Annotated in this window: 19 protein-coding genes; 17 read left to right on the top strand and 2 right to left on the bottom strand. The window is 30.7% G+C overall.

Translation table 11 applies throughout. From position 1 onward, the window contains the following. Positions 1-4: 4 nt before the first annotated feature. The 11 genes from ACIQ06_RS05570 to atpG all read left to right on the top strand — a co-directional run bounded on the left by ACIQ06_RS05570 (position 5) and on the right by atpG (position 10,263). Positions 5-583, top strand: coding sequence for a methyltransferase family protein (locus ACIQ06_RS05570; RefSeq protein WP_396144279.1), 579 nt, complete (start codon positions 5-7; stop codon positions 581-583). A 111-nt stretch (positions 584-694) separates the two neighbouring features. Beyond that, positions 695-3,556 (top strand): tetratricopeptide repeat protein, encoded by a 2,862-nt coding sequence (locus ACIQ06_RS05565; protein WP_396144277.1) that lies wholly within the window; start codon positions 695-697, stop codon positions 3,554-3,556. Between the two features lie 4 nt (positions 3,557-3,560). After that, on the top strand, positions 3,561-3,965 hold the full coding sequence (locus tag ACIQ06_RS05560; protein ID WP_298306890.1) for a polymer-forming cytoskeletal protein: 405 nt from the start codon (positions 3,561-3,563) through the stop codon (positions 3,963-3,965). Continuing rightward, positions 3,934-4,167, top strand: a complete 234-nt coding sequence (locus ACIQ06_RS05555; RefSeq protein WP_396144274.1) for an AtpZ/AtpI family protein — start codon at positions 3,934-3,936, stop codon at positions 4,165-4,167. Before ACIQ06_RS05560 ends, ACIQ06_RS05555 begins: the two co-directional genes overlap by 32 nt. A gap of 520 nt (positions 4,168-4,687) precedes the next feature. After that, a complete protein-coding gene (gene atpB / locus ACIQ06_RS05550) occupies positions 4,688-5,839 on the top strand; it encodes a F0F1 ATP synthase subunit A (RefSeq protein ID WP_396144272.1) in 1,152 nt (383 codons plus the stop codon). A gap of 33 nt (positions 5,840-5,872) precedes the next feature. Continuing rightward, positions 5,873-6,067, top strand: a complete 195-nt coding sequence (atpE, locus tag ACIQ06_RS05545) for an ATP synthase F0 subunit C (protein WP_396144271.1) — start codon at positions 5,873-5,875, stop codon at positions 6,065-6,067. Positions 6,068-6,150: 83 nt separating this feature from the next. Beyond that, positions 6,151-6,651, top strand: coding sequence for a F0F1 ATP synthase subunit B (locus ACIQ06_RS05540; RefSeq protein ID WP_396144270.1), 501 nt, complete (start codon positions 6,151-6,153; stop codon positions 6,649-6,651). Beyond that, on the top strand, positions 6,651-7,184 hold the full coding sequence (atpH, locus tag ACIQ06_RS05535) for an ATP synthase F1 subunit delta (RefSeq protein ID WP_396144488.1): 534 nt from the start codon (positions 6,651-6,653) through the stop codon (positions 7,182-7,184). Before ACIQ06_RS05540 ends, atpH begins: the two co-directional genes overlap by 1 nt. Position 7,185: 1 nt before the next feature. Next, complete coding sequence (locus ACIQ06_RS05530) at positions 7,186-7,740, top strand: hypothetical protein (RefSeq protein ID WP_396144269.1); 555 nt, start codon at positions 7,186-7,188, stop codon at positions 7,738-7,740. Between the two features lie 11 nt (positions 7,741-7,751). Then, positions 7,752-9,329 carry a F0F1 ATP synthase subunit alpha gene (gene atpA / locus ACIQ06_RS05525; RefSeq protein WP_344815852.1) on the top strand — a complete coding sequence of 526 codons (1,578 nt, stop codon included), beginning with the start codon at positions 7,752-7,754 and terminating at the stop codon, positions 9,327-9,329. 73 nt (positions 9,330-9,402) lie between these two features. Next, positions 9,403-10,263 carry an ATP synthase F1 subunit gamma gene (gene atpG / locus ACIQ06_RS05520; RefSeq protein WP_396144268.1) on the top strand — a complete coding sequence of 287 codons (861 nt, stop codon included), beginning with the start codon at positions 9,403-9,405 and terminating at the stop codon, positions 10,261-10,263. Positions 10,264-10,366: 103 nt separating this feature from the next. On the opposite strand, the gene ACIQ06_RS05515 is transcribed toward atpG, so the two are convergent. Continuing rightward, positions 10,367-12,448 carry a prolyl oligopeptidase family serine peptidase gene (locus ACIQ06_RS05515; protein WP_396144267.1) on the bottom strand — a complete coding sequence of 694 codons (2,082 nt, stop codon included), beginning with the start codon at positions 12,446-12,448 and terminating at the stop codon, positions 10,367-10,369. Between the two features lie 127 nt (positions 12,449-12,575). On the opposite strand from ACIQ06_RS05515, the gene ACIQ06_RS05510 reads away from it, so the two are divergent. The 6 genes from ACIQ06_RS05510 to ACIQ06_RS05485 all read left to right on the top strand — a co-directional run bounded on the left by ACIQ06_RS05510 (position 12,576) and on the right by ACIQ06_RS05485 (position 19,022). Then, positions 12,576-14,036 (top strand): lipopolysaccharide biosynthesis protein, encoded by a 1,461-nt coding sequence (locus ACIQ06_RS05510; RefSeq protein ID WP_396144266.1) that lies wholly within the window; start codon positions 12,576-12,578, stop codon positions 14,034-14,036. Positions 14,037-14,042: 6 nt separating this feature from the next. Beyond that, complete coding sequence (gene dut / locus ACIQ06_RS05505; RefSeq protein WP_396144265.1) at positions 14,043-14,477, top strand: dUTP diphosphatase; 435 nt, start codon at positions 14,043-14,045, stop codon at positions 14,475-14,477. Positions 14,478-14,591: 114 nt separating this feature from the next. Then, positions 14,592-15,602, top strand: a complete 1,011-nt coding sequence (locus tag ACIQ06_RS05500) for a sugar phosphate nucleotidyltransferase (RefSeq protein WP_396144264.1) — start codon at positions 14,592-14,594, stop codon at positions 15,600-15,602. A gap of 7 nt (positions 15,603-15,609) precedes the next feature. Next, entirely contained in the window at positions 15,610-16,962 is a 1,353-nt protein-coding gene (locus ACIQ06_RS05495) for a tetratricopeptide repeat protein (RefSeq protein ID WP_396144263.1), read from the top strand. 27 nt (positions 16,963-16,989) lie between these two features. Next, the gene (locus ACIQ06_RS05490; protein WP_396144262.1) at positions 16,990-17,763 is read left to right on the top strand and encodes a DUF4292 domain-containing protein; all 774 of its coding nucleotides are present in this window, start codon (positions 16,990-16,992) and stop codon (positions 17,761-17,763) included. A 5-nt stretch (positions 17,764-17,768) separates the two neighbouring features. After that, positions 17,769-19,022, top strand: coding sequence for a murein hydrolase activator EnvC (locus ACIQ06_RS05485; RefSeq protein ID WP_298306923.1), 1,254 nt, complete (start codon positions 17,769-17,771; stop codon positions 19,020-19,022). Between the two features lie 355 nt (positions 19,023-19,377). Here ACIQ06_RS05485 and ACIQ06_RS05480 read toward each other — a convergent pair whose 3' ends face one another. Continuing rightward, positions 19,378-20,409, bottom strand: a complete 1,032-nt coding sequence (locus tag ACIQ06_RS05480) for a T9SS type A sorting domain-containing protein (RefSeq protein ID WP_396144261.1) — start codon at positions 20,407-20,409, stop codon at positions 19,378-19,380. Positions 20,410-20,566 lie beyond the last annotated feature (157 nt).

Here is a 20,566-nt window from a genome sequence, read left to right as displayed (position 1 = left end):
AATCATGAGTGAAATCATCAAAATTGGATTGTCATTAATTTGGATTTCATTATTGTTATTTTGGATACTATCCGGAAGAAACAACAAACAATCAATTCACAAAGAATCTTTTTTTAAAAGACTTCTTCTTTATTGGTTGCCAATATTAATTGCGATGTTACTTCTTGGTCCTGGTGAATGGTTTGGTCATTCTCTCATTAGAGAAAATTTTGTTGAACACACTAATTTAGTCGGCGGAATAGGACTTTTAATATCTTTTATGGGATTATTAATTGCTTGTTGGTCTCGATATTTATTAGGAAAAAATTGGAGTTTATCGGTTCAAAAAAAAGAAAATCATGAATTAATAAGATCTGGACCTTATTCTATTTTACGTCATCCCATTTATACAGGAATTCTTTTAATTTTCATTGGAAACACGATAATTGTAGGCGATTACAGAGGAATTATTGCTGTATTAATAGTTTTCATTTCTTTTTGGTTTAAACTAAAAAAAGAAGAAAAATGGCTGATAGAAATTTTTGGCGAAGACTATCATAATTATAAAAAAACCACCAAAGCAATTCTTCCTTATTTGTTATAGGAAATCAAAAAAACTATCAATTTATTTTCACTTATCAAAAAGAAACGTATTTTTACCAGTTAGTTATACTAAAATTAACCTTTTAGAGTTACTTATTAAAACGTTTTTACATTGAAATCAAATACTATCAAATACATTTTTTTATTAGGAACTATTGTTTTTTTTGTGGCTTGTTCAACAAAGAAGAACACTTTTCTTGCTAGAAATTCACATGCTTTAAGTACAGAATATAATATCCTTTATAATGGTGGCATTGCTTTAGATAAAGGTATTGCCGACTTAAAATCACAATATAAAGATAACTTTTGGGAAGTACTTCCTGTTGAGCGAATGCAAATCACCCAAGATCAAATGCTTCCTGGTCAAGCCAAAAACGCCAATTTTGAAAGAGCCGAAACCAAAGCAACAAAAGCCATTCAAAAACACTCTATGAATATTGATGGCGGTGAAAAAAATCCGCAAATGGATGAAGCGCATTTAATGTTAGGGAAAGCTCGTTATTACGACCAAAGATTTGTTCCTGCATTAGAAGCATTCAATTATGTTTTATACAAATATCCAAATAGCGACAAGATATATGAAGTGAAAATTTGGAGAGAAAAAACTAATATGCGCATGGATAATGACGCATTAGCGGTTACAAATCTTAGAAAACTTCTAAAAGAAATTAAATTTAAAGATCAAATTTTTGCCGATGCAAATGCAACCTTAGCTCAGGCTTTTCTGAACTTAAAAGAACAAGATAGTGCTGTTGCAAAATTAAAATTGGCTACAGAATTTACAAAATCTAACGAAGAAAAAGCAAGATATCACTTCATTTTAGGACAAGTATATGAACAAATGGGTCATAAAGATAGTGCATTTGCAAAATATCAAGATGTAATTGATATGAAGAGAAAATCAGCAAGACAATATGTAATTCAAGCACATGCTCGTCAAGCACAACAATTTGATTTTGAAAAAGGAGATACTTTATCCTTTATAAAAAAATATAAAGATTTATTGAAAGATAGAGAAAACCGTCCTCATTTAGATGTTCTTAATCATCAAATGGCCTTATTTTATGACAAATCAAAAAAGCCTGAAGTTGCTAAAAAATATTATAATAAATCATTAAAATCTAGATCTCAAGATGAATATTTGATAGCTTCTAATTATAGAAATTTAGCAGAAATTTATTTCAACAAAGCTAAATATGTAATAGCTGGAAAATATTTTGATAGCACGTTAACTGTTTTAAATTCAAGAACACGTGAATTTAAATTGATTACAAAAAAGAGAGAGAATCTAGAAGATGTAATAAAATTTGAAGGAATTGCACAACGTAACGATAGTATTTTGAAAGTGGCTTCAATGTCTTCTTCTGAAAAAGAGAATTATTACAAACAGTTTATTGATGAACTTAAAAAAGAAGAAAAAAGAAAACAAGAATTGGCTGAGAAAGAAGCGAAAATTAAAGAGTTAGCTGCTTTAAATTCCTCTGATGGAGATGTTTTAGGTAAAAATGGAGCAAAAGAACTAGCTCAGCCAGATAATATGGCTTCTAAGCAAGCGCCTCCTAAAGCAATTGCGCCAACACAATCAATTTCAAGTAATTCAAGCACATTTTACTTTTACAATCCATCAACTATCGCTTTGGGAAAAGTAGAGTTTAAGAAAAAATGGGGAAATAGACCTCATGTAGAAAATTGGAGATGGTCAAAAGATATTATCAAAGAAGATAAAAATCCCGATGAAAACAATGATGTTGCTGACAATGGCGACAAGAAAGAAGAAGTTGACGAACGTTACACGACTGATTTCTATTTGAAACAAATCCCTTCTTCAGATAAAGATTTGGATAGTATTGCTAAGGAAAGAAATTTTGCATACTATCAATTGGGAGTAATCTACAAAGAGAAATTTAAAGAGTATAAAAGAGCTGCTGAAAAACTTGAAAAACTACTTCTAAACAATCCAGAAGAGCGATTGGTGCTTCCTTCAATGTATAATTTATACAAGATTTATGAAATTATAGATCCAAGTAAAGCACAAGCGATGAAAGCTAAAATTACGGCTCAATATCCAGATTCTCGTTATGCACAAATCATAAATAATTCATCAAATTCAGGCCAATTAGGTTCTACACCTGAAGTAGCTTATGATTTACTTTATAAAGACTATGAAAAAGGTTTGTATAGAGAAGTACTTCCAAAAACAGAACTTGCAGTAGAGCAGTTTACTGGCGAGGAAATGGTATCGAAATTTGAATTGCTAAAAGCCAATCTTTTAGGAAAACTTAAAGGATTGAGTGAATTTAAAAAAGCACTTAATTATGTAGCGTTAACTTATCCTAATAGTGAAGAAGGAAAATCAACAGAAGTGTTTTTAGCTAAAAAAATGCCTTACTTAGAATCTCTTTCTTTTAATTCGGAGTTTCCATTGTCTTGGAATATCTTGTATAAAGCGGATAGCTTAGAAGACAAGAATACTAAAGCGTTGTTAGAAAAGTTAAATAAATTTGCTAAAGAAAGAACAATAGAGAAATTAACAATATCAACAGATATTTATACCATTGACAAAAATTTCATTGTAATTCACGGAATCAAATCTTTAGATAACGCAAAGGGAATTGCTCAGGTTTTAAAAGAATTTAAAGAATATAAAATCGCAGAACCAGCTATTGTGATTTCTAGCGAGAATTACAAAGTAGTTCAAGTTAAAAAGAACATCGACGAATATACAGCAGGTGATTGGTTGAATAAAGATATAATTCCTATTCAGAGAACTCTTGAATTAGATCAACCAAAAGAAGAAGCCAAAAAGCAACCAGAGCTTACAAAAGAAAATGTCTTAAATAAACTCAATCAACAAGCTCCTCCAGAAAAAAGCAGATCAAATCAAGCACCAAAAGGAGTTAATCCAGTAGAAACCGATGATACTCCACCAAAAGGAATGATGCCTCCAACACCTGAATTACCTAAAAAACCATAAAGTTATGTTTGATAAAAAACCAAAATCATATACAGACCTTTTAGGAAAAACTAATAGAATAGTTGAAGGAACCACAATTAAAGGTGATATTTCTTCTCCTGCAGATTTTCGTTTAGACGGACATTTAATTGGTAATTTCGAGTCAAAAGGGAAACTAGTCATCGGACCAGCTGGAAGTGTTAAAGGAGATATCATTTGTAAAAATTGTGATATCGAAGGTAAATTTGATGGAAAAATTCAAGTTTCAGAAATTTTGAACTTGAAATCTAAAGCAATAATTCATGGAGAAGTAGTTTGTGGAAAACTAGCCGTTGAACCAGGAGCAGAATTTAGTGCCACATGTGTTATGAAACCTCATGTAAAAAATCTTCCACAAAATGGACAACCAGTCGAAGAAAAAACAGCGTAATAGATGGCTGGCACTCATTAATATTCCAATTCAAATGGGTATTGTTATTTTTTTATTTGCCCACCTAGGAAGATGGTTGGATGAAAAATACCCAAATCCAAACGAAATCTATGTAAAAGTCTTTGTTTTAATTGGCGTAGCATTGGCATTCTATAATTTGAATAGGCAGTTAAAACAGATTAACGATTCTGAAGATAAATAACACAATGAAACTCTCAATATTCAAACCGCTATTATCTGTTTTAGTTTTTTCAATTCTATTTTTTTTTGCTCATTATTATATTCTTATTTATTTAATAGGTCAAGAAGCACTTTCTGATTTTTATTTTTCAGTACATCAAATTTATCTTTTCTACACAATCTCCTCTATTTTAATAATAACAATATTAATTTTTGTTCGAAAAAAGAATCTAGATATTGTTGGTTATTTTTATTTGATATTGACTATGGTTAAAATGGGAGTTGCTTATTTTTTTCTACATCAAATCAATAAAAACCCTCACGAATTTTTATCTTACGAAAAGAATAGTTTTTTTCTGTCATTTATTCTTTTTTTAGCAATAGAGACGCTAATAACCGTAAGATTATTAAATAATAATCAGTAAATCTGAAAAATATCTGTAAAATCGATTATTTTTTTTTCTTATCCACTTGGTATATTAATAAAAATTGTACTTTTGCACCAAATTTTAGAAACCTTAAAATTTAAGAAAAATAAAGTTATGGTGATTTCAAAAAAACCACTCCATTTTATCGTAGCATTGTTAGTAGCTTTTATGCCACTAATTACTTTTGCAAACCCAACGAATGACTCTACAAAAGTTGAAGCTCACGCTGTTACAAATGCTGAAGGTGTTTCTCATGAAGAAGAATCAAAGACGCCTGAAGAAGAAAGAGCGGAATTCATTCAACATCACTTATTAGATTCTCATGATTTTCACTTATTTTCTTATGGGAAAGAGTCAGGTCATGAAAAACATATTGGTTTTCCGTTGCCAGTTATTTTATGGGAAGATGGGTTGCATTTCTTTATGTCATCTAAGTTCCATCACGGTGAAGAAGTTGCCGAATCAAATGGAAAATATTTTGCTATAAATCATCATGATGGTATGATTTACAATACTGATGCAAAAGGAACTTTTAATGTTGATGAAAAACATCATACAACCAATACAAAACCTATCGATTTTTCAATTACTAAAAGTATTGTAATGATTTTAATCGTTGCTTTATTGATGTTTGTAATTTTTAGAAATTTGGGTAAATCTTATGGAAGAAATGGTGGTATTGCAACTGGTGTAGGAAGATTTTTTGAGCCTTTAGTTCTTTATATTAGAGACGAAATAGCTATTCCAAATATTGGTGAAAAACATTATAGAAAATATATGAGTCATTTATTGACAGTGTTTTTCTTTATATGGTTTTTAAACATGTTTGGATTAACACCGCTTGGAGTAAATGTTACAGGAAATATTGCAATTACTGCATCATTAGCTATTATTACTTATTTGATTACAACTTTTTCTGCAAATAAAAATTATTGGGGTCATATTTTTTGGATGCCAGGCGTACCGTCTTTAATGAAAATTGTTTTAGCGCCAATTGAATTATTAGGAACTTTTATTAAGCCATTTTCTTTAATGATTCGTTTGTATGCTAATATGTTAGCAGGTCACGTAGTAATTATGAGTATTATTGCATTAATGTATACATTTAATAGTCCTATAGGTAGTCCATTATCTTTCTTATTAGGATTTGTTTTATCAATTTTAGAAATACTTGTAGCATTATTACAAGCATACATATTTACTATGTTAACTGCATTATATTTTGGTGCAGCTAATGAAGAGCATCATCATGAAGAAGCTCATTAATAACTTGAATGTTTAATTAAATATATATACATTATGACAATTCCAAACATCGTAGGAGCAGGTTTAATCGTTATTGGTGCTGGTTTAGGTATCGGTAAAATTGGTGGATCAGCTATGGAAGCTATCGCTCGTCAACCAGAAGCTTCTGGAAAAATTCAAACAGCTATGCTTATTGCAGCAGCGCTTATTGAAGGTATTGGTTTTGCTGCTTTATTTGCAGTAAAATAATTAAAATAACAATTGTTGTAACGGTTGGTTACAACAATTGTTTAATTAACAAAATTTAGATTAATAAATTAAGAAGATATATAATGGAACAATTATTAGGTCAATTTTCTTTAGGATTGTTTATTATGCAAACAGTTTTGTTTGTAGGTTTAATTCTATTGTTAAAAAAGTTCGCTTGGAAACCAATTCTTGATGCGGTTAACGAAAGAGAAGAAGGAATCAAAAACGCGTTACTTTCTGCTGAAAATGCAAAAAAAGAAATGCAAAATCTTAAATCGGATAACGAGAAATTGTTGGCTGACGCAAGAGCTGAACGTGATGCAATGATCAAAGAAGCACGTGAAATCAAAGAAAAAATGATTAACGATGCTAAATCAGAAGCACAAGCTACTGGAGAGAAAATGATTGAGCAAGCTAAAGCAGCAATCACTAGCGAGAAAAATGCAGCTATGGCAGAATTGAAAAATCAAGTTTCTTCGTTGTCATTAGAAATTGCAGAAAAAGTATTAAGAGACGAATTATCTAACAAAGATTCACAAACTAAATTAGTTGAGAAAATGTTAGGTGACGCTAAATTAAACTAATCATTATGTCTAGAGCAGCGATTAGATATGCAAAAGCAATTTTAGATATTGCGCAAACTTCAGGAAAAGCTGAAGCAGTAAATAATGATATGAAATCTATCGTTACAGCTGTTGCAGAAAGTACAGAATTGAAAGATTTTTTATCAAGTCCAATTATCAAAATGGATGTAAAAAAATCAGCTATATCTGAAATATTTTCAAATGTTCAAGCTGAAACGCAAAGTTTATTCAACTTGTTGTTTGAAAACAAAAGATACGAAATTCTTGAATCAATAGCCGTTCAATACACTAAGTTGTATGATGTAAGTAATGGAGTTGAAGTTGCTAAAGTAACAACAGCGTTCCCAATTACTGCTGAATTAGAAACTAAAGTATTGGCTAAAATTGCAGAATTTTCAAAAAATAAAATTACAATTGAAAATATTGTAGATCCTTCAATTATTGGTGGATTTATTTTAAGAGTTGGCGACCAGCAGTATAATGCTTCTGTAGCAGGTAAATTGAGTGAATTGAAACGTGAATTTGCAAACTAAGATGAAGAAATTTTTAATTTTAATATTTTTATGCACCTCTTTTTTTGGGTTTTCTCAAAAGATTAAGCTTAAAGATGGTGTAATCTTAGTTGATAAGGTTGAATACATAAAGATTAGAGAAGATAAAGTTTCAAAGAGATGTTACATAGTTTCTAATCTTAAGGGAGAAGATATATTGTATATAAGAGGAAATTCTTATTATGATCCAGCAGAAGTTAGACAAACAACACCAGGGCATTACACAAATGGAGATGTTTTTTATTTTGAAGTTTTATCAGCTGATTTGAATACAATATATTTTGAAAATCGTCCATCAGGGTCACCTTTCAATAGTCTTTACACAGAAAACACAATTTCAAATTTGTACAATGGTGAAGCTATTAATGCTGATGGAACTTTAAATATTCAAAAACTTGAAATGTTATCAAAAAAAATAGGATTTGAGTATTCCAAAAAACGCGATGAAATTAATAATCGTGGAAATAACAATACACAAACAATAATTATAAAAGAAGAGCCAAGAAGATCAGGCGTTAATATAAACATAGGTAGATAATCATAAATATTATGGCAGAAATTAAACCTGCTGAAATTTCAGCAATATTAAAAAAACAATTATCTGGTTTTGAATCAGGTGCATCGTTAGAAGAAGTAGGGACTGTACTTCAAGTGGGTGATGGTATCGCTCGTGTTTACGGTTTATCAAATGCTCAATATGGTGAGTTAGTACAATTCGAAAACGGATTGGAAGCTATCGTATTGAACTTAGAAGAAGACAACGTAGGAGTTGTACTTTTAGGACCATCTACAGGAATTAGAGAAGGTTCTACAGTAAAACGTACACAACGTATTGCTTCTTTAAAAGTTGGTGAGCAAATCGTAGGTCGTGTGGTAGACACATTAGGTAACCCAATCGATGGTAAAGGACCAATCGGTGGAGAACTTTATGAAATGCCATTAGAAAGAAAAGCTCCAGGAGTTATCTTTCGTCAGCCAGTAACAGAACCATTACAAACAGGTATCAAGTCAATCGACGCGATGATTCCAGTTGGTAGAGGACAACGTGAGTTGGTTATTGGTGACCGTCAAACAGGTAAAACAACTGTTTGTATCGATACTATCTTAAATCAAAAAGAATTTTATGATGCTGGTCAACCAGTATTTTGTATCTATGTTGCAATTGGACAAAAAGCTTCAACTGTTGCATTAATTGCAAAAACATTAGAAGAAAAAGGTGCAATGGCTTACACAGTTATTGTTGCTGCAAATGCTTCAGATCCAGCTCCAATGCAAGTATACGCTCCAATGGCAGGTGCTGCAATTGGTGAATATTTCCGTGATTCAGGTCGTCCTGCTTTGATTATCTATGATGATTTATCAAAACAAGCGGTTGCTTATCGTGAGGTGTCTCTTTTATTAAGAAGACCACCAGGTCGTGAGGCTTATCCTGGAGACGTTTTTTACTTACACTCTCGTTTATTAGAAAGAGCTTGTAAAGTAATTGCCGATGATGATATCGCAAAAAACATGAACGATTTACCAGACAACTTGAAAGGTATCGTAAAAGGTGGTGGTTCGTTAACTGCTTTACCAATTATCGAAACTCAAGCTGGTGACGTATCTGCATATATCCCAACTAACGTAATTTCGATTACAGACGGACAGATTTTCCTTGATGGAGATTTGTTTAACTCTGGAGTTCGTCCTGCAATTAACGTAGGTATTTCGGTATCTCGTGTTGGAGGTAACGCACAGATTAAATCAATGAAAAAAGTTGCTGGAACATTAAAATTAGACCAAGCTCAATTCCGTGAATTAGAAGCTTTCGCTAAATTTGGTTCTGATTTGGATGCGGTTACTTTAAACGTAATTGAAAAAGGTAGAAGAAACGTTGAAATCTTAAAACAAGCAGTAAACGATCCTTATACAGTAGAAGACCAAGTAGCAATTATCTACGCTGGTTCTAAAAACTTGTTAAGAAATGTTCCTGTAAATAAAGTTAAAGAATTCGAAAATGATTATATCGAATACTTAAATAACAAACACAGAGATACGCTTAATGCTCTTAAAGCTGGTAAGTTGGATGACAACATTACTGATGTTTTAGAAAAAGCAGCTAAAGAAATTTCAGCGAAATATAATTAATTATAAGTGAAAAGTGAATAGTGATTAGTAAAAAGCTAATTACTATTTACTTATTACTAATTACTAGAAAAAAATGGCAAACTTAAAAGAAATCCGTAATAGAATTACTTCCGTTCAGTCAACGATGCAGATTACATCGGCGATGAAAATGGTTTCTGCTGCAAAGTTGAAAAAAGCACAAGATGCAATTACAGCAATGCGTCCATATGCAGAGAAGTTAACGGAATTATTACAAAGTTTAAGTGCAACACTTGATGGTGAAGTAGGCGGAAGCTTTACATCGCAACGTGAAGTGAAAAAAGTATTAATTGTTGCCGTAACTTCTAATAGAGGTTTGTGTGGTGCTTTCAATACCAATGTTATCAAACAAGTAAAATCAATTGCCGAATCTTATCAAGGAAAAGAAGTAGATGTTTTTGCTATTGGTAAAAAAGGTGGTGATGTACTAGCTAAAACAAATACTATTTTAGCAAGTCAAAATTCTATTTTTGATAATTTAACATTCGAAAATGTTGCCCAAATTGCTGAAGAATTAACTCAAAAGTTTACTTCTGGTGAGTATGATAAAATCGAAATTGTTTACAATCAGTTTAAAAATGCTGCAACTCAAATAGTTCAAACCGAACAATTTTTGCCATTAGCACCAGTTAAATCTGATAAACCAGTTTCAACAGGAGATTATATTTTTGAACCTTCTAAAGAAGAAATTGTTTTAACATTAATTCCAAAATCTTTAAGAACTCAATTGTACAAAGCAATTCGTGATTCTTTTGCATCAGAACATGGAGCTCGTATGACAGCAATGCATAAAGCAACGGATAACGCAACAGAATTAAGAAACCAATTGAAATTAACTTACAATAAAGCACGTCAAGCTGCAATTACTAACGAAATCTTAGAAATCGTTGGTGGAGCAGAAGCTTTGAAAGGATAAGGAAAAATTTTTAATTTTTTCAAATCTTCAAAAATGCGAAGCTTTGAAAGGTTATTTAATTCAAAATAAAATTAAGGAAGAGTCAACATTTGTTGGCTCTTTTTTATTTGGTTAAGTAGTATAATAAAAATCCATAAAATTCAGCACTTTCATTAATTCGACTTTGATAAGTTGAATTTTTACCGTAATGTCCAGAATTTCCTAAAGTTTTTAGAAAAATAGGATTCTTTTGAGCAGTTCTATTTTGAAGTGCAGCTGCAAATTTATACGAATTAAATGGTGGAACTCTATCGTCATTTTCTCCAGTTATTAATAAGGTTGTAGGATAATTTACGTCTTCTTTTACTTTATTATAAGGTGAATATCCAAGCAAGTAGTTGAAATCTGGTTTTTTCTCAGGATCCCCAAATTCGTCTAAATGAAATTTTCCAACTGAATATTCAGAATAGGTCAACATGTCAAACACACCCATTTCAGGAATAGCAACTTTATATAAATCTGGTCTTTGAGTTATAGCAACACCAACGACCAATCCGCCATAAGAACCTCCAGAAATTGCTAGTTTGTCGGGTGAAGTATATTTTTCATTAATTAAGAATTCAGAAGCATCAATAAAATCATTGAAAGAATTCATTTTTTTTAAACCAACTGCGTCTTTATGCCATTTTAAACCCTTTTCTCCACCACCACGAATTTCAGCAAAGGCATAAACGCCACCTTGCTCAAGAAAGTATAATAATCCTGTATCATAATTTGGACCAGATACAGCTCCAAATCCACCATATGCTTTTAAAAGAGTTGGATTCGTTCCATCTAAAACAATATTTTTTTTATGAATTATAGTAATAGGAACATCCTTGTTATCTCTACTTTTAAAAGTAATTTTTTTGGTAATAAAGTGATTTAAAGGAAAAATAGTTGGTAATGGCCTAATAAAATCATTATAAAAATTACGGATTTCACCTGTATCTATATTTAATTTAAAATTTTGGGCTGAAATTACTTCTGAAAAAAAAGTTACAAATAAATCCTTTGTTTCAGAGTTATAAAAACGCACAGAAAAATTCATGTTTTCTGGAGCATCAAATTTCCTTATAAAATTACCATCAATATCGTAGACTCTTAGATAATATCTATTAAGGGTTTTGTGTTTGCAAATAATATAATTATCATAGAAGTAACATCCAACAAGAAGATTGTTATAAATCTGAGGAATTACTTCTTTAATATCTGTTTTGTTTTTTATTTCAAAACTACGAACCTCGCCCCATTCATATTCTTTAGTTGAGATATAAATTTTATTGTTTTGATAACCTAAGTATGTAAAACCTGTTGTATCATTCTCAAAAATAATTTCTTTTTCAAAAGTATCATTTTCCAAATTTATATAATACATACTTTTAGAGAACTCATCTTTACTTGTTTCAGTTATAAAAAGTTTATTTTTTGAAGTAAAAAATGAAATGTTTGATTCTTTTTTAGAAGCGTCAAATATTAATTTGTCATCTTCTTGATTGGTTCCGATAACATGGTAATATAATTGAAAGGTTGAATCTTTAGCCATTATATTTTTATTGGAATTTTTTTTATAAAAAACTCCTTTATCAATATTCCAAGCAACATTTGAAAATTTAGAATCCTTTAGAATATCTTTTAATACTTCTCCTTTATCAATACTTGAAAACCTTATTTCTTTTCGATCACTACCATCAATACTTATTTCATAAGCAATTAAAGTTGAATTTTTTGAGGGATAATAGCCATCTATAACCACATTTTCATCCTTATAAATTTTGAAAGGATTAACGAGTTCTATTAGATTTTCATTTAAAGATTTTCTATAACAAAGTATTGAAGGTTGATTTTTGTCTTTTCTGTATTTACCATAAAAATATTTACCAATTTTTATAGGCAAAGAATTAGTTGATAAATAATCATATTCTTTAATCTTATAGGCAATTTTACTCACATTAATTTTTTCAAAAACAGCATTAGTATTGGCGTTTTGAGCATTTACCCAACCGGTCACTTCATCAGATTTTAAATTTTCTAACCACGAATAGTCATCTTGTATCTTTAAATCATGTTTTTCAACAGTTTTAGCAACTTTTTTAGTGATAGGAATATTTTGAGAGAAAGAAAGAGTAGTTACAAAAACTATAAAAAATAAAGAAAGTTGTTTCATTTAAAGAGATGTTTATACAAATATATAATTATCAGTTATTATTATGCATCAATTCTCACATTTATAGGCAAATTTTTTATTACATCGATTTAATAACTATTTTTGTTTCACATTAAATAAAACCACCTTGAGTTTATATAAAAATCTTTTTAAGCAAACACTAATTTATGGTTTGGCAACTGTTTTGCCACGAATGATAAGCTTTCTTTTAGTTATGGTTCATACCGGTAAATTAGAAAAAGCAGATTATGGAGAAACCACTATTCTTCTTGCTTACATGGTTTTTTTCAATGTGATTTTATCCTATGGAATGGAGACTGCGTTTTTCCGTTTTTATAATTCAGAAGAAAATAAAAAAGGAGTGGTTCAAACTTCAACAATTTCCGTTTTTTGGACCTCTATTGGCTTTTTATTTTTATCGCTTTTCTTAAGAAAAACAATCTCCAATTGGATAAATGTTGAAATAGAATATGTTACTTATGCCATTTGGATTTTGGTTTTAGATGCTTTAGTTATCATTCCATTCTCCAAGTTAAGAGCAGAACAAAGACCAATTGTTTATGCAGTAATTAAAATTGGAAATGTGTTAATCAATATGGTTTTAAACCTATTTTTCTTAATGTATTTACCAGATATTGCTACTCAAAAATCTGATGGCTTTTTAGCAACTTTGTATTTTGAAAACTTCCAAATAGGATATATTTTCTTAGCCAATCTTATAGCTAGTTTAGCAACTTTTATTGTGCTTTCGCCAAATTATTTCCGATTGAAATGGAAGTTAGATGTTCAGCTTTGGAAAAGAATGATGCTTTACGGATTTCCAATTCTAATTGCTGGAATTGCATTTGCAGTAAACGAACATTTAGATAAAATAATTTTAGAATATCTTTTACCAAAAAACATCGGAAAATCAGAAGTAGGAGCTTATGCAGCATGCTATAAGTTAGGCTTATTTATGGTTTTATTTGCAACAGCTTTTAGGTTAGGAATAGAACCTTTCTTTTTTAGCCATTCTAAAAACGAAAATGCAAAACAAACTTATGCAACAATAACTAAATTTTTTGTAATTTTTGGATCACTAATTCTTTTGACTGTAATTGTTTTTGCTGACTTATTAAAACTAATAATGATTAAAGACGAATCCTATTGGGAAGCTATGAAAGTTGTTCCTCTAATTATTTTGGCAAATTTCTTTTTAGGAATCTATAATAATCTTTCTGTTTGGTATAAATTAACAGACAAAACCAAAATCGGAGCTTACATTTCTATTGTTGGAGCTTTTTTTACTTTAGTATTGAATTATCTTCTTATACCAAAATATAGCTACATGGGTTCTGCAATAGGAACTATTGTTGCCTATGGAAGTATGATGACAATTTCTTTCATTCTTGGAAATAAGTATTATCCAATTCCTTATGATATGAAAAAAATTAGTAGCTATTTAGGAATTTCAATATTGTTTTCAGGTATTTCATTTTATTTTTTCAGAGAAAATTATTTGGTAGGAATCTCTTTAATATTGATATTTACATATTTCATTTACAGAAACGAAAAGGAAACACATTTAAAAATCATCAAACGAAAATAATAACTCATGACGATTAAAATTATAAATAAATCACAACACGAACTGCCTAATTACGAAACCATTGCCTCTGCAGGAATGGATTTACGTGCTAATATTTCAGAACCAATTACCTTAAAATCTTTAGAAAGAACTATTGTAAAAACAGGACTTTTTATTGAATTACCAATAGGTTACGAAGCACAAGTAAGACCAAGAAGCGGATTAGCTGCCAAAAAAGGAGTTACTGTTTTAAATTCTCCTGGAACAGTCGATGCCGATTATCGAGGTGAAATCGGAGTTATTTTAGTAAATTTATCCAATGAAGATTTTATCATCGAAAACGGTGAAAGAATTGCACAACTAATCATTGCAAAACACGAAAGAGCCGAATGGATTGAAGTTCAAGAATTATCGGAAACTTCTCGTGGTGAAGGCGGTTTTGGTTCAACAGGCGTAAAATAGATTTCAGTTAATTGATAATATAAGCTTTGCGCCTTAGCGCCTTTGCGAGAAATAATAATATAACTTAGTGCACTTTGTGAAAACTTAGTGTCTTTGTGGTAAAAAACATAAAAAATGAAAATAATAGTACCAATGGCAGGGCGTGGTTCAAGATTACGTCCGCACACATTAACGATTCCAAAACCATTAATTCCTATTGCAGGAAAACCAATAGTTCACCGTTTGGTAGAAGATATTGCTGGTGTTTTAAATCAACCAATAGAAGAAGTAGCTTTTGTAATTCACGAAAGTTTCGGTAAAAAAGTAGAAGAAGAATTAATTGCAATCGCCGAAAAACTTGGCGCAAAAGGAACAATTTATTATCAAAATGAAGCGCTTGGAACAGGCCATGCTATAATGTGTGCCAAAGATTCTTTAAGTGGTCCAGCAGTAATCGCTTATGCTGATACTTTGATTCGCGCCGACTTTGATTTAGATCAAAATGCTGATAGTGTAATTTGGGTAAAACAAGTTGATCAACCTGAAGCTTTTGGAGTTGTAAATTTGAATTCCAATGGAGAAATAATCGAATTAGTTGAAAAACCGAAAGAGTTTGTTTCTGATTTAGCAGTGATTGGAATATACTATTTTAAAGATGTTGCCGTTTTAAAAAATGAGTTGCAATCAGTACTTGATAATAACATCATTCATGGAGGTGAATATCAAATTAATGATGGAATCAAACAAATGATGGCAAAAGGCATGGTATTTGTTCCTGGTAAAGTAGACGAATGGATGGATTGCGGAAATAAAGACGTAACGGTTGACACCAACAACAGAATGTTAAATTTTCTTCATAACGACGGAATTCATTTAGTTGATTACGATGTTAAACAAGAGAATTCAACCATCATTCCACCATGTTATATTGGTGAAGATGTGGTTTTAATTAATGCTACAGTTGGTCCAAATGTATCTTTAGGAAAAGGATGTCATGTAATTGATAGTACCATTAAAAACAGTTTGGTTCAAACTCACGCTCATATTAAAAACGCAAATCTTGACAATGCAATGATTGGAAATCACGTAAGTTTTGATGGCAATTTTACAAGTATTAGTATTGGAGATTATTCCGTTTTAGAATAAAAAGTTGATGAAAAAAATAGTTTTATATAGTTTTCTTTTCGGAATGTTTTTCATTCCAAACGTTCTTTTGGCTCAAACCGAACCAGAAGACGTTGCTACTGTTTCTGATGAATTTGAAAATTACTATTACGAATCTCTTAAACAAAAAGGCATCGAAAACTATGACAAAGCTATTGATGCATTAGAAAAGTGTAAAAATATTCAACCAGAAAATCCAATTGTGTTTTTTGAATTAGGTAAAAATTATCTTTCTCAAAAAAAGTATAAAGATGCTTACGATAATTTTGAAAAAGTAACCAAAATTGACCCCAAAAACCGTTGGGCTTGGGTTGGAATGTATGACGTTTGTTACGACACAAGAGATTTTAATCAGGCAATAATAATTGTTCAAAAATTAGTTGAGTTCAAACCCGATTATAGAGAAGATTTGGTTTCATTGTATATGAATACGCAGCAGTTTGACAAAGCATTAGATTTGATAAACGAGTTGAATGAAACGGTTGGAAAATCTGAAAAACGTGAATTATATAAAGCTGATATCTTACGCGATGCTAAATACCAAGGTTCTGAAAAAGCCAATCTTATCGATAAAATAAAAAAGAATCCTAAAGATGAAGCTAATTATATTGCTCTAATTTACATGTATTCTCAAAGCAATCAAGAGGAAAAAGCATTAGAAATCGCCAAGCAATTAGAAAAAGAAATCCCAACATCCGATTGGGCTCAAGTAAGTTTGTTCAAGTTTCATATCAATAACAATGACGGAGATAAAGCAGTAAAATCAATTAATACTGTTTTAGCAAGTGATAAAATAGATAAGAAAATTAAGCATCGTATTTTGAATGAGTTTTTAATTTTTTCAAAGAATAACCCACAATATGATAAAGATTTAGACAAAGCAATTGGTTATTTTGATAACGATAAAGAAGTAAAAGTAGCAAAGGAAATTGCCAAATTTTATCAATCTAAAAAAGATTGGACCAAAGCAATAAAATATTATGAAATGCATCTAAAAAATGCAACAGATGATATGGAAACCATTCTACTTTTAATGCAAGCTTATACAGAGAATTTGCAGTTTGATAAATTAGCAAAAATTTCTGAAGAGCAATTGCAATTGTTTCCAACACAACCTCAGTTGTATTATTATAATGGATTGGCAAACAATCAATTAAAAAACTATAAAAAAGCTAAAGACGTTTTAGAATCTGGAATAGATTTTATAATTGACGATACAGTTTTGGAGATAAATTTCAACCTTCAATTGGGTGAAGCGTCTAATGGATTGGGAGATATGAAGAAGAAAGATTTGTATTTTTCTAAAGCCAACCAATTAATTGAAAAACAAAAAAGAAAATAGTAAACACGCCATTCAGTTGGATTATCTATGAAAAAATACCTTGTCCTTTTAGTTGTTATTTTTCTAGCATCTTGTAAACCTAAAGCAGTTTTGGCAGAAGGTAGTGCAAGTAATACCTTATCTGCAGATAAAATAATAGAAAATCATTACAACAATAAAACAGATTTTTCTACATTATATATTAAAGCTGGTGCGAGATATGAAGATGAGAAAAACACTCAAAATGTTACAGCAGAAATAAGAATAAAGAAAAACGAAAAGATATTAGTAAGTATTAGGGTTTTGGGGATAACTATGGCTAAAGCTTTAATTACACCAACATCAGTTCAGTATTATGAAAAGATTGGGAACAAATATTTTGAAGGCAATTATGAAGGATTGAGCCAATGGCTTGGCACCGATTTAGATTACAACAAATTAGAAAATATGTTCTTAGGAAAAGCATTGGATGATTTGCATAAAGAAAAATATGCTGTTTCAATCATGGAAAAACTGTATAAATTAGAATCAAAGCCTGAGGAGAAAACCAATAAATCTTTTTACTTTGAAAGCGAAAATTTTTTAATAAAAAGACAAGAAATCAATCAACCTTTTCAAGATAGAACGTTGCAAATTGCTTATCCAGATTATAAAAAACACAACGAAATGATTTTACCTTTATCTTTGGCAATTGATGCTCGACAAAAGAAAGGGAATACAAAAATTGATATAGAATATAAAACGGTTACATTCAACGAAGATTTATCGTTTCCTTATAGCGTTCCTGAAGGATATGAAAGAATTTACATTGATAAGATATAATGGTTATGCAAAAAAAATTAGTCACATTATTTTTAGTTTTACTTACTTCATTTGCTTGGAGCCAACAAAGTCAGGAAGAACTTGAACAGAAAAAAGCTAAAATTCAAGAAGAAATTCGTGAAAAAGAACGCATGCTTCAAGAAGTTAGAGGTAAAGAAAAATCGGTGGTAAAATTACTTCAAATTCAAAAAGAGAAAATCGGATTGAAAGAGAAACTAATCAACACAACAGCTAAGCAAACGAAGTTGTTGAGTAACGATATGTACATTAATCAACTTCAAATAAATAAGTTGAATAGAGAATTGGTGGTACTTAAAGATGATTATGCTGAAATGATTTTGAAGTCTTACAAAAGTCGTTCGCAGCAGAGTCGTGCTATGTTTATGTTATCTTCAGAAAATTTCTTGCAAGCTTATAAAAGATTGCAATACATGAAACAATATTCTAGCTATAGAAAAATGCAAGGTATTGAAATCAAGGATAAAACAGATAAGCTTGCGGATTATAATCTAAAACTAAGCGGACAAAAAACAGAGAAAGAAAAGCTTCTTGCTGAGCAAGAAAAGCAACGTCAAGATTTAGAAAAAGAAAAGCAGGAACAAGAAAAAATCGCCAATAGCTTAAAGAAAAATAAAAAGCAAATTACCGCTGAGATTAAGAAAAAGCAACAAGAATACAGAAAAATTGATGCTCAAATTCAAAAGTTGATTCGTGATGCGATTGCCGAAGCTAATAAAAAAGCAGCAGCAGCAAAAGCAAAAGCTAACCCAAAAACAACAACTGCTGCCGAAACAAAGAAAATTGAAACATCAACCAAAATTGTTTTAACACCAGAAGGACAATTGGTTTCGAATAATTTTAAAGCTAACAAAGGAAGATTACCTTGGCCAGTAGAAAAAGGAACTATTACTTTAGGTTATGGTGATCAACCACATCCAGTTTATAAATCATTAATCATTCACAACAGTGGTCTCGAAATAACCACAGAATCTGGTTCTAATGCAAGAGCTGTTTTTAGTGGAGAAGTAACTAAAGTAATTGTAATTTCACCTTTAAACAAAGCAGTTTGTGTGCAACACGGAGATTACTTCACTATCTATCAAAATCTTGGAAGTGTAAATGTAAGCGCCGGTGATAAAGTATCGACTAAACAAGTGTTAGGAAAAGTACGAACCAATGCCGAAGGTAAAACAGTGCTGAAGTTTATGATTTCTCAAAATACAACTTACACCAATCCATCACAATGGATAAGTAGATAAAAAGAAAAGTCTGCAATTATAGACTGCGACCTAAAGTGCTGACAGATTTATAAGTAATAATGATAATAATGAGCTCGATTTTTTATCGGGCTCATTTTATTTAAATTTGACTTAATTTTTATATCGATCTAACGTTATTTAGACTAAAGCCATTTTTTTTAAACCAATAAGATTTTAAGTTTGATCCGCCAATTCGCAAAAGCTTGGGTCATTAAGCCTTAATTAACTTACTATCTTAATGGTTTAAATTTCTTGTTTATTTTTATTGACCTCACAAGTAGCGATAAGAACCTATTTTATAAATAAAACAAAAAAGCCTCTCATTTCTGAAAGGCTTATTATACTATAAAATGGTTTATTCTTTTATGAATTTACTAGTAGCAGTTCCTTTATCGGTGGTGACTTTTATAAAGTAGTTACCGGTTTTTAAATTTGATACCTCAATTGTGTTTGAAGGATTAGTTGTAGTTAAAACCACTTGTCCCAACATATTATAAATTGAAATGGACGACATTTCAATTTCGTTTTTTACTTCGATATGCAACAAATTTTTAGCAGGATTTGGGTATAAAACAAACTCGTTTTCAAAAACAAAAGCATCATTATTCAATGATTGAAAAGTTGAAGTTGCTGTGTTGGTTATAATTGGAAAATTGTAATCAAAATAGATATTTGCTTGATTGCTAATAGTGTTTCCAACCACTAAAGTTGATTTTGTTTTAATTTTAAAAACCACATAACCATCATTATTGGCATCATCAAAAGGAAGATTGATGTTTTCAAAAATGAATTCTACTTTGTTGCCGTTTATTCTTGTTGTACAACTATGAGAAGCATCGATCATTTGTAAACTTGAAATATCAAATTTTGAAATATCTATCATATCTTTTACTACAACATTTTGAGCAGGAAAAGTACCCGTGTTTTCAAAACGAATTTTGTAATGCACATAATTTCCAATCATGCTTGGGTTGATGGTGTTGCCTTCTAAACACGTTTTATCATTAGGATCATAAGAATTTACAACTGTTTGGTTTATTGCAGCAGTATTATCAATTGGCGTTTCATCGGTATTTAAGCCATTTATTGTTGCAGCATAACTCAAAATATCACCACTATTTACGGCTGGAGTTTCCATTGGAGAATTTACATTTAACGTTATCACAAATTCACCACTCTGAAAAGGTGCAATTGTGCCAATATTCCAAGAAAGCGAACCTACATTTTGAGTGGTTAGTACTAAAGTTGCAGCAACATAATCTAAAACGGCATCGTCATAATTAAAAACCAAAGTAGCTGTTTCAGAAGAAGTGCCTTTGTTTTTGTATTTGATTTTATAATCAGCATCAAAACCAGGACGAGCAGGAAGTAGCGGAATAACAACCACTTCTAGATCGTGATGAACACCATTTGGCGCCCTCTCGTCCTAAAATAGGTTGACTAAAAATTAAACACTTTTAGTATCCTATGGAAACACCAAAAAAACAACCATGTCGAAAAAATGAGTATCAAAAAGTAAGCTTTGATCTCAAACTGTCCATTAT

It is taken from the genome of Flavobacterium sp., assembly GCF_044341265.1.
Taxonomy (GTDB): Bacteria; Bacteroidota; Bacteroidia; order Flavobacteriales; family Flavobacteriaceae; genus Flavobacterium.
This window is presented reverse-complemented; position numbering and strand designations above follow the sequence as displayed.

Excerpts from the sequence above, each read along its gene's own strand:
- ACIQ06_RS05570 (WP_396144279.1), top strand. The coding sequence starts at position 5 with ATGAGTGAAATCATCAAAATTGGATTGTCATTAATTTGGATTTCATTA.
- ACIQ06_RS05560 (WP_298306890.1), top strand. The coding sequence starts at position 3,561 with ATGTTTGATAAAAAACCAAAATCATATACAGACCTTTTAGGAAAAACT.
- ACIQ06_RS05555 (WP_396144274.1), top strand. The coding sequence starts at position 3,934 with ATGGACAACCAGTCGAAGAAAAAACAGCGTAATAGATGGCTGGCACTC.
- atpB (WP_396144272.1), top strand. The coding sequence starts at position 4,688 with ATGGTGATTTCAAAAAAACCACTCCATTTTATCGTAGCATTGTTAGTA.
- atpE (WP_396144271.1), top strand. The coding sequence starts at position 5,873 with ATGACAATTCCAAACATCGTAGGAGCAGGTTTAATCGTTATTGGTGCT.
- ACIQ06_RS05540 (WP_396144270.1), top strand. The coding sequence starts at position 6,151 with ATGGAACAATTATTAGGTCAATTTTCTTTAGGATTGTTTATTATGCAA.
- ACIQ06_RS05530 (WP_396144269.1), top strand. The coding sequence starts at position 7,186 with ATGAAGAAATTTTTAATTTTAATATTTTTATGCACCTCTTTTTTTGGG.
- atpA (WP_344815852.1), top strand. The coding sequence starts at position 7,752 with ATGGCAGAAATTAAACCTGCTGAAATTTCAGCAATATTAAAAAAACAA.
- atpG (WP_396144268.1), top strand. The coding sequence starts at position 9,403 with ATGGCAAACTTAAAAGAAATCCGTAATAGAATTACTTCCGTTCAGTCA.
- ACIQ06_RS05515 (WP_396144267.1), bottom strand. The coding sequence starts at position 12,448 with ATGAAACAACTTTCTTTATTTTTTATAGTTTTTGTAACTACTCTTTCT.
- dut (WP_396144265.1), top strand. The coding sequence starts at position 14,043 with ATGACGATTAAAATTATAAATAAATCACAACACGAACTGCCTAATTAC.
- ACIQ06_RS05500 (WP_396144264.1), top strand. The coding sequence starts at position 14,592 with ATGAAAATAATAGTACCAATGGCAGGGCGTGGTTCAAGATTACGTCCG.
- ACIQ06_RS05495 (WP_396144263.1), top strand. The coding sequence starts at position 15,610 with ATGAAAAAAATAGTTTTATATAGTTTTCTTTTCGGAATGTTTTTCATT.
- ACIQ06_RS05490 (WP_396144262.1), top strand. The coding sequence starts at position 16,990 with ATGAAAAAATACCTTGTCCTTTTAGTTGTTATTTTTCTAGCATCTTGT.
- ACIQ06_RS05485 (WP_298306923.1), top strand. The coding sequence starts at position 17,769 with ATGCAAAAAAAATTAGTCACATTATTTTTAGTTTTACTTACTTCATTT.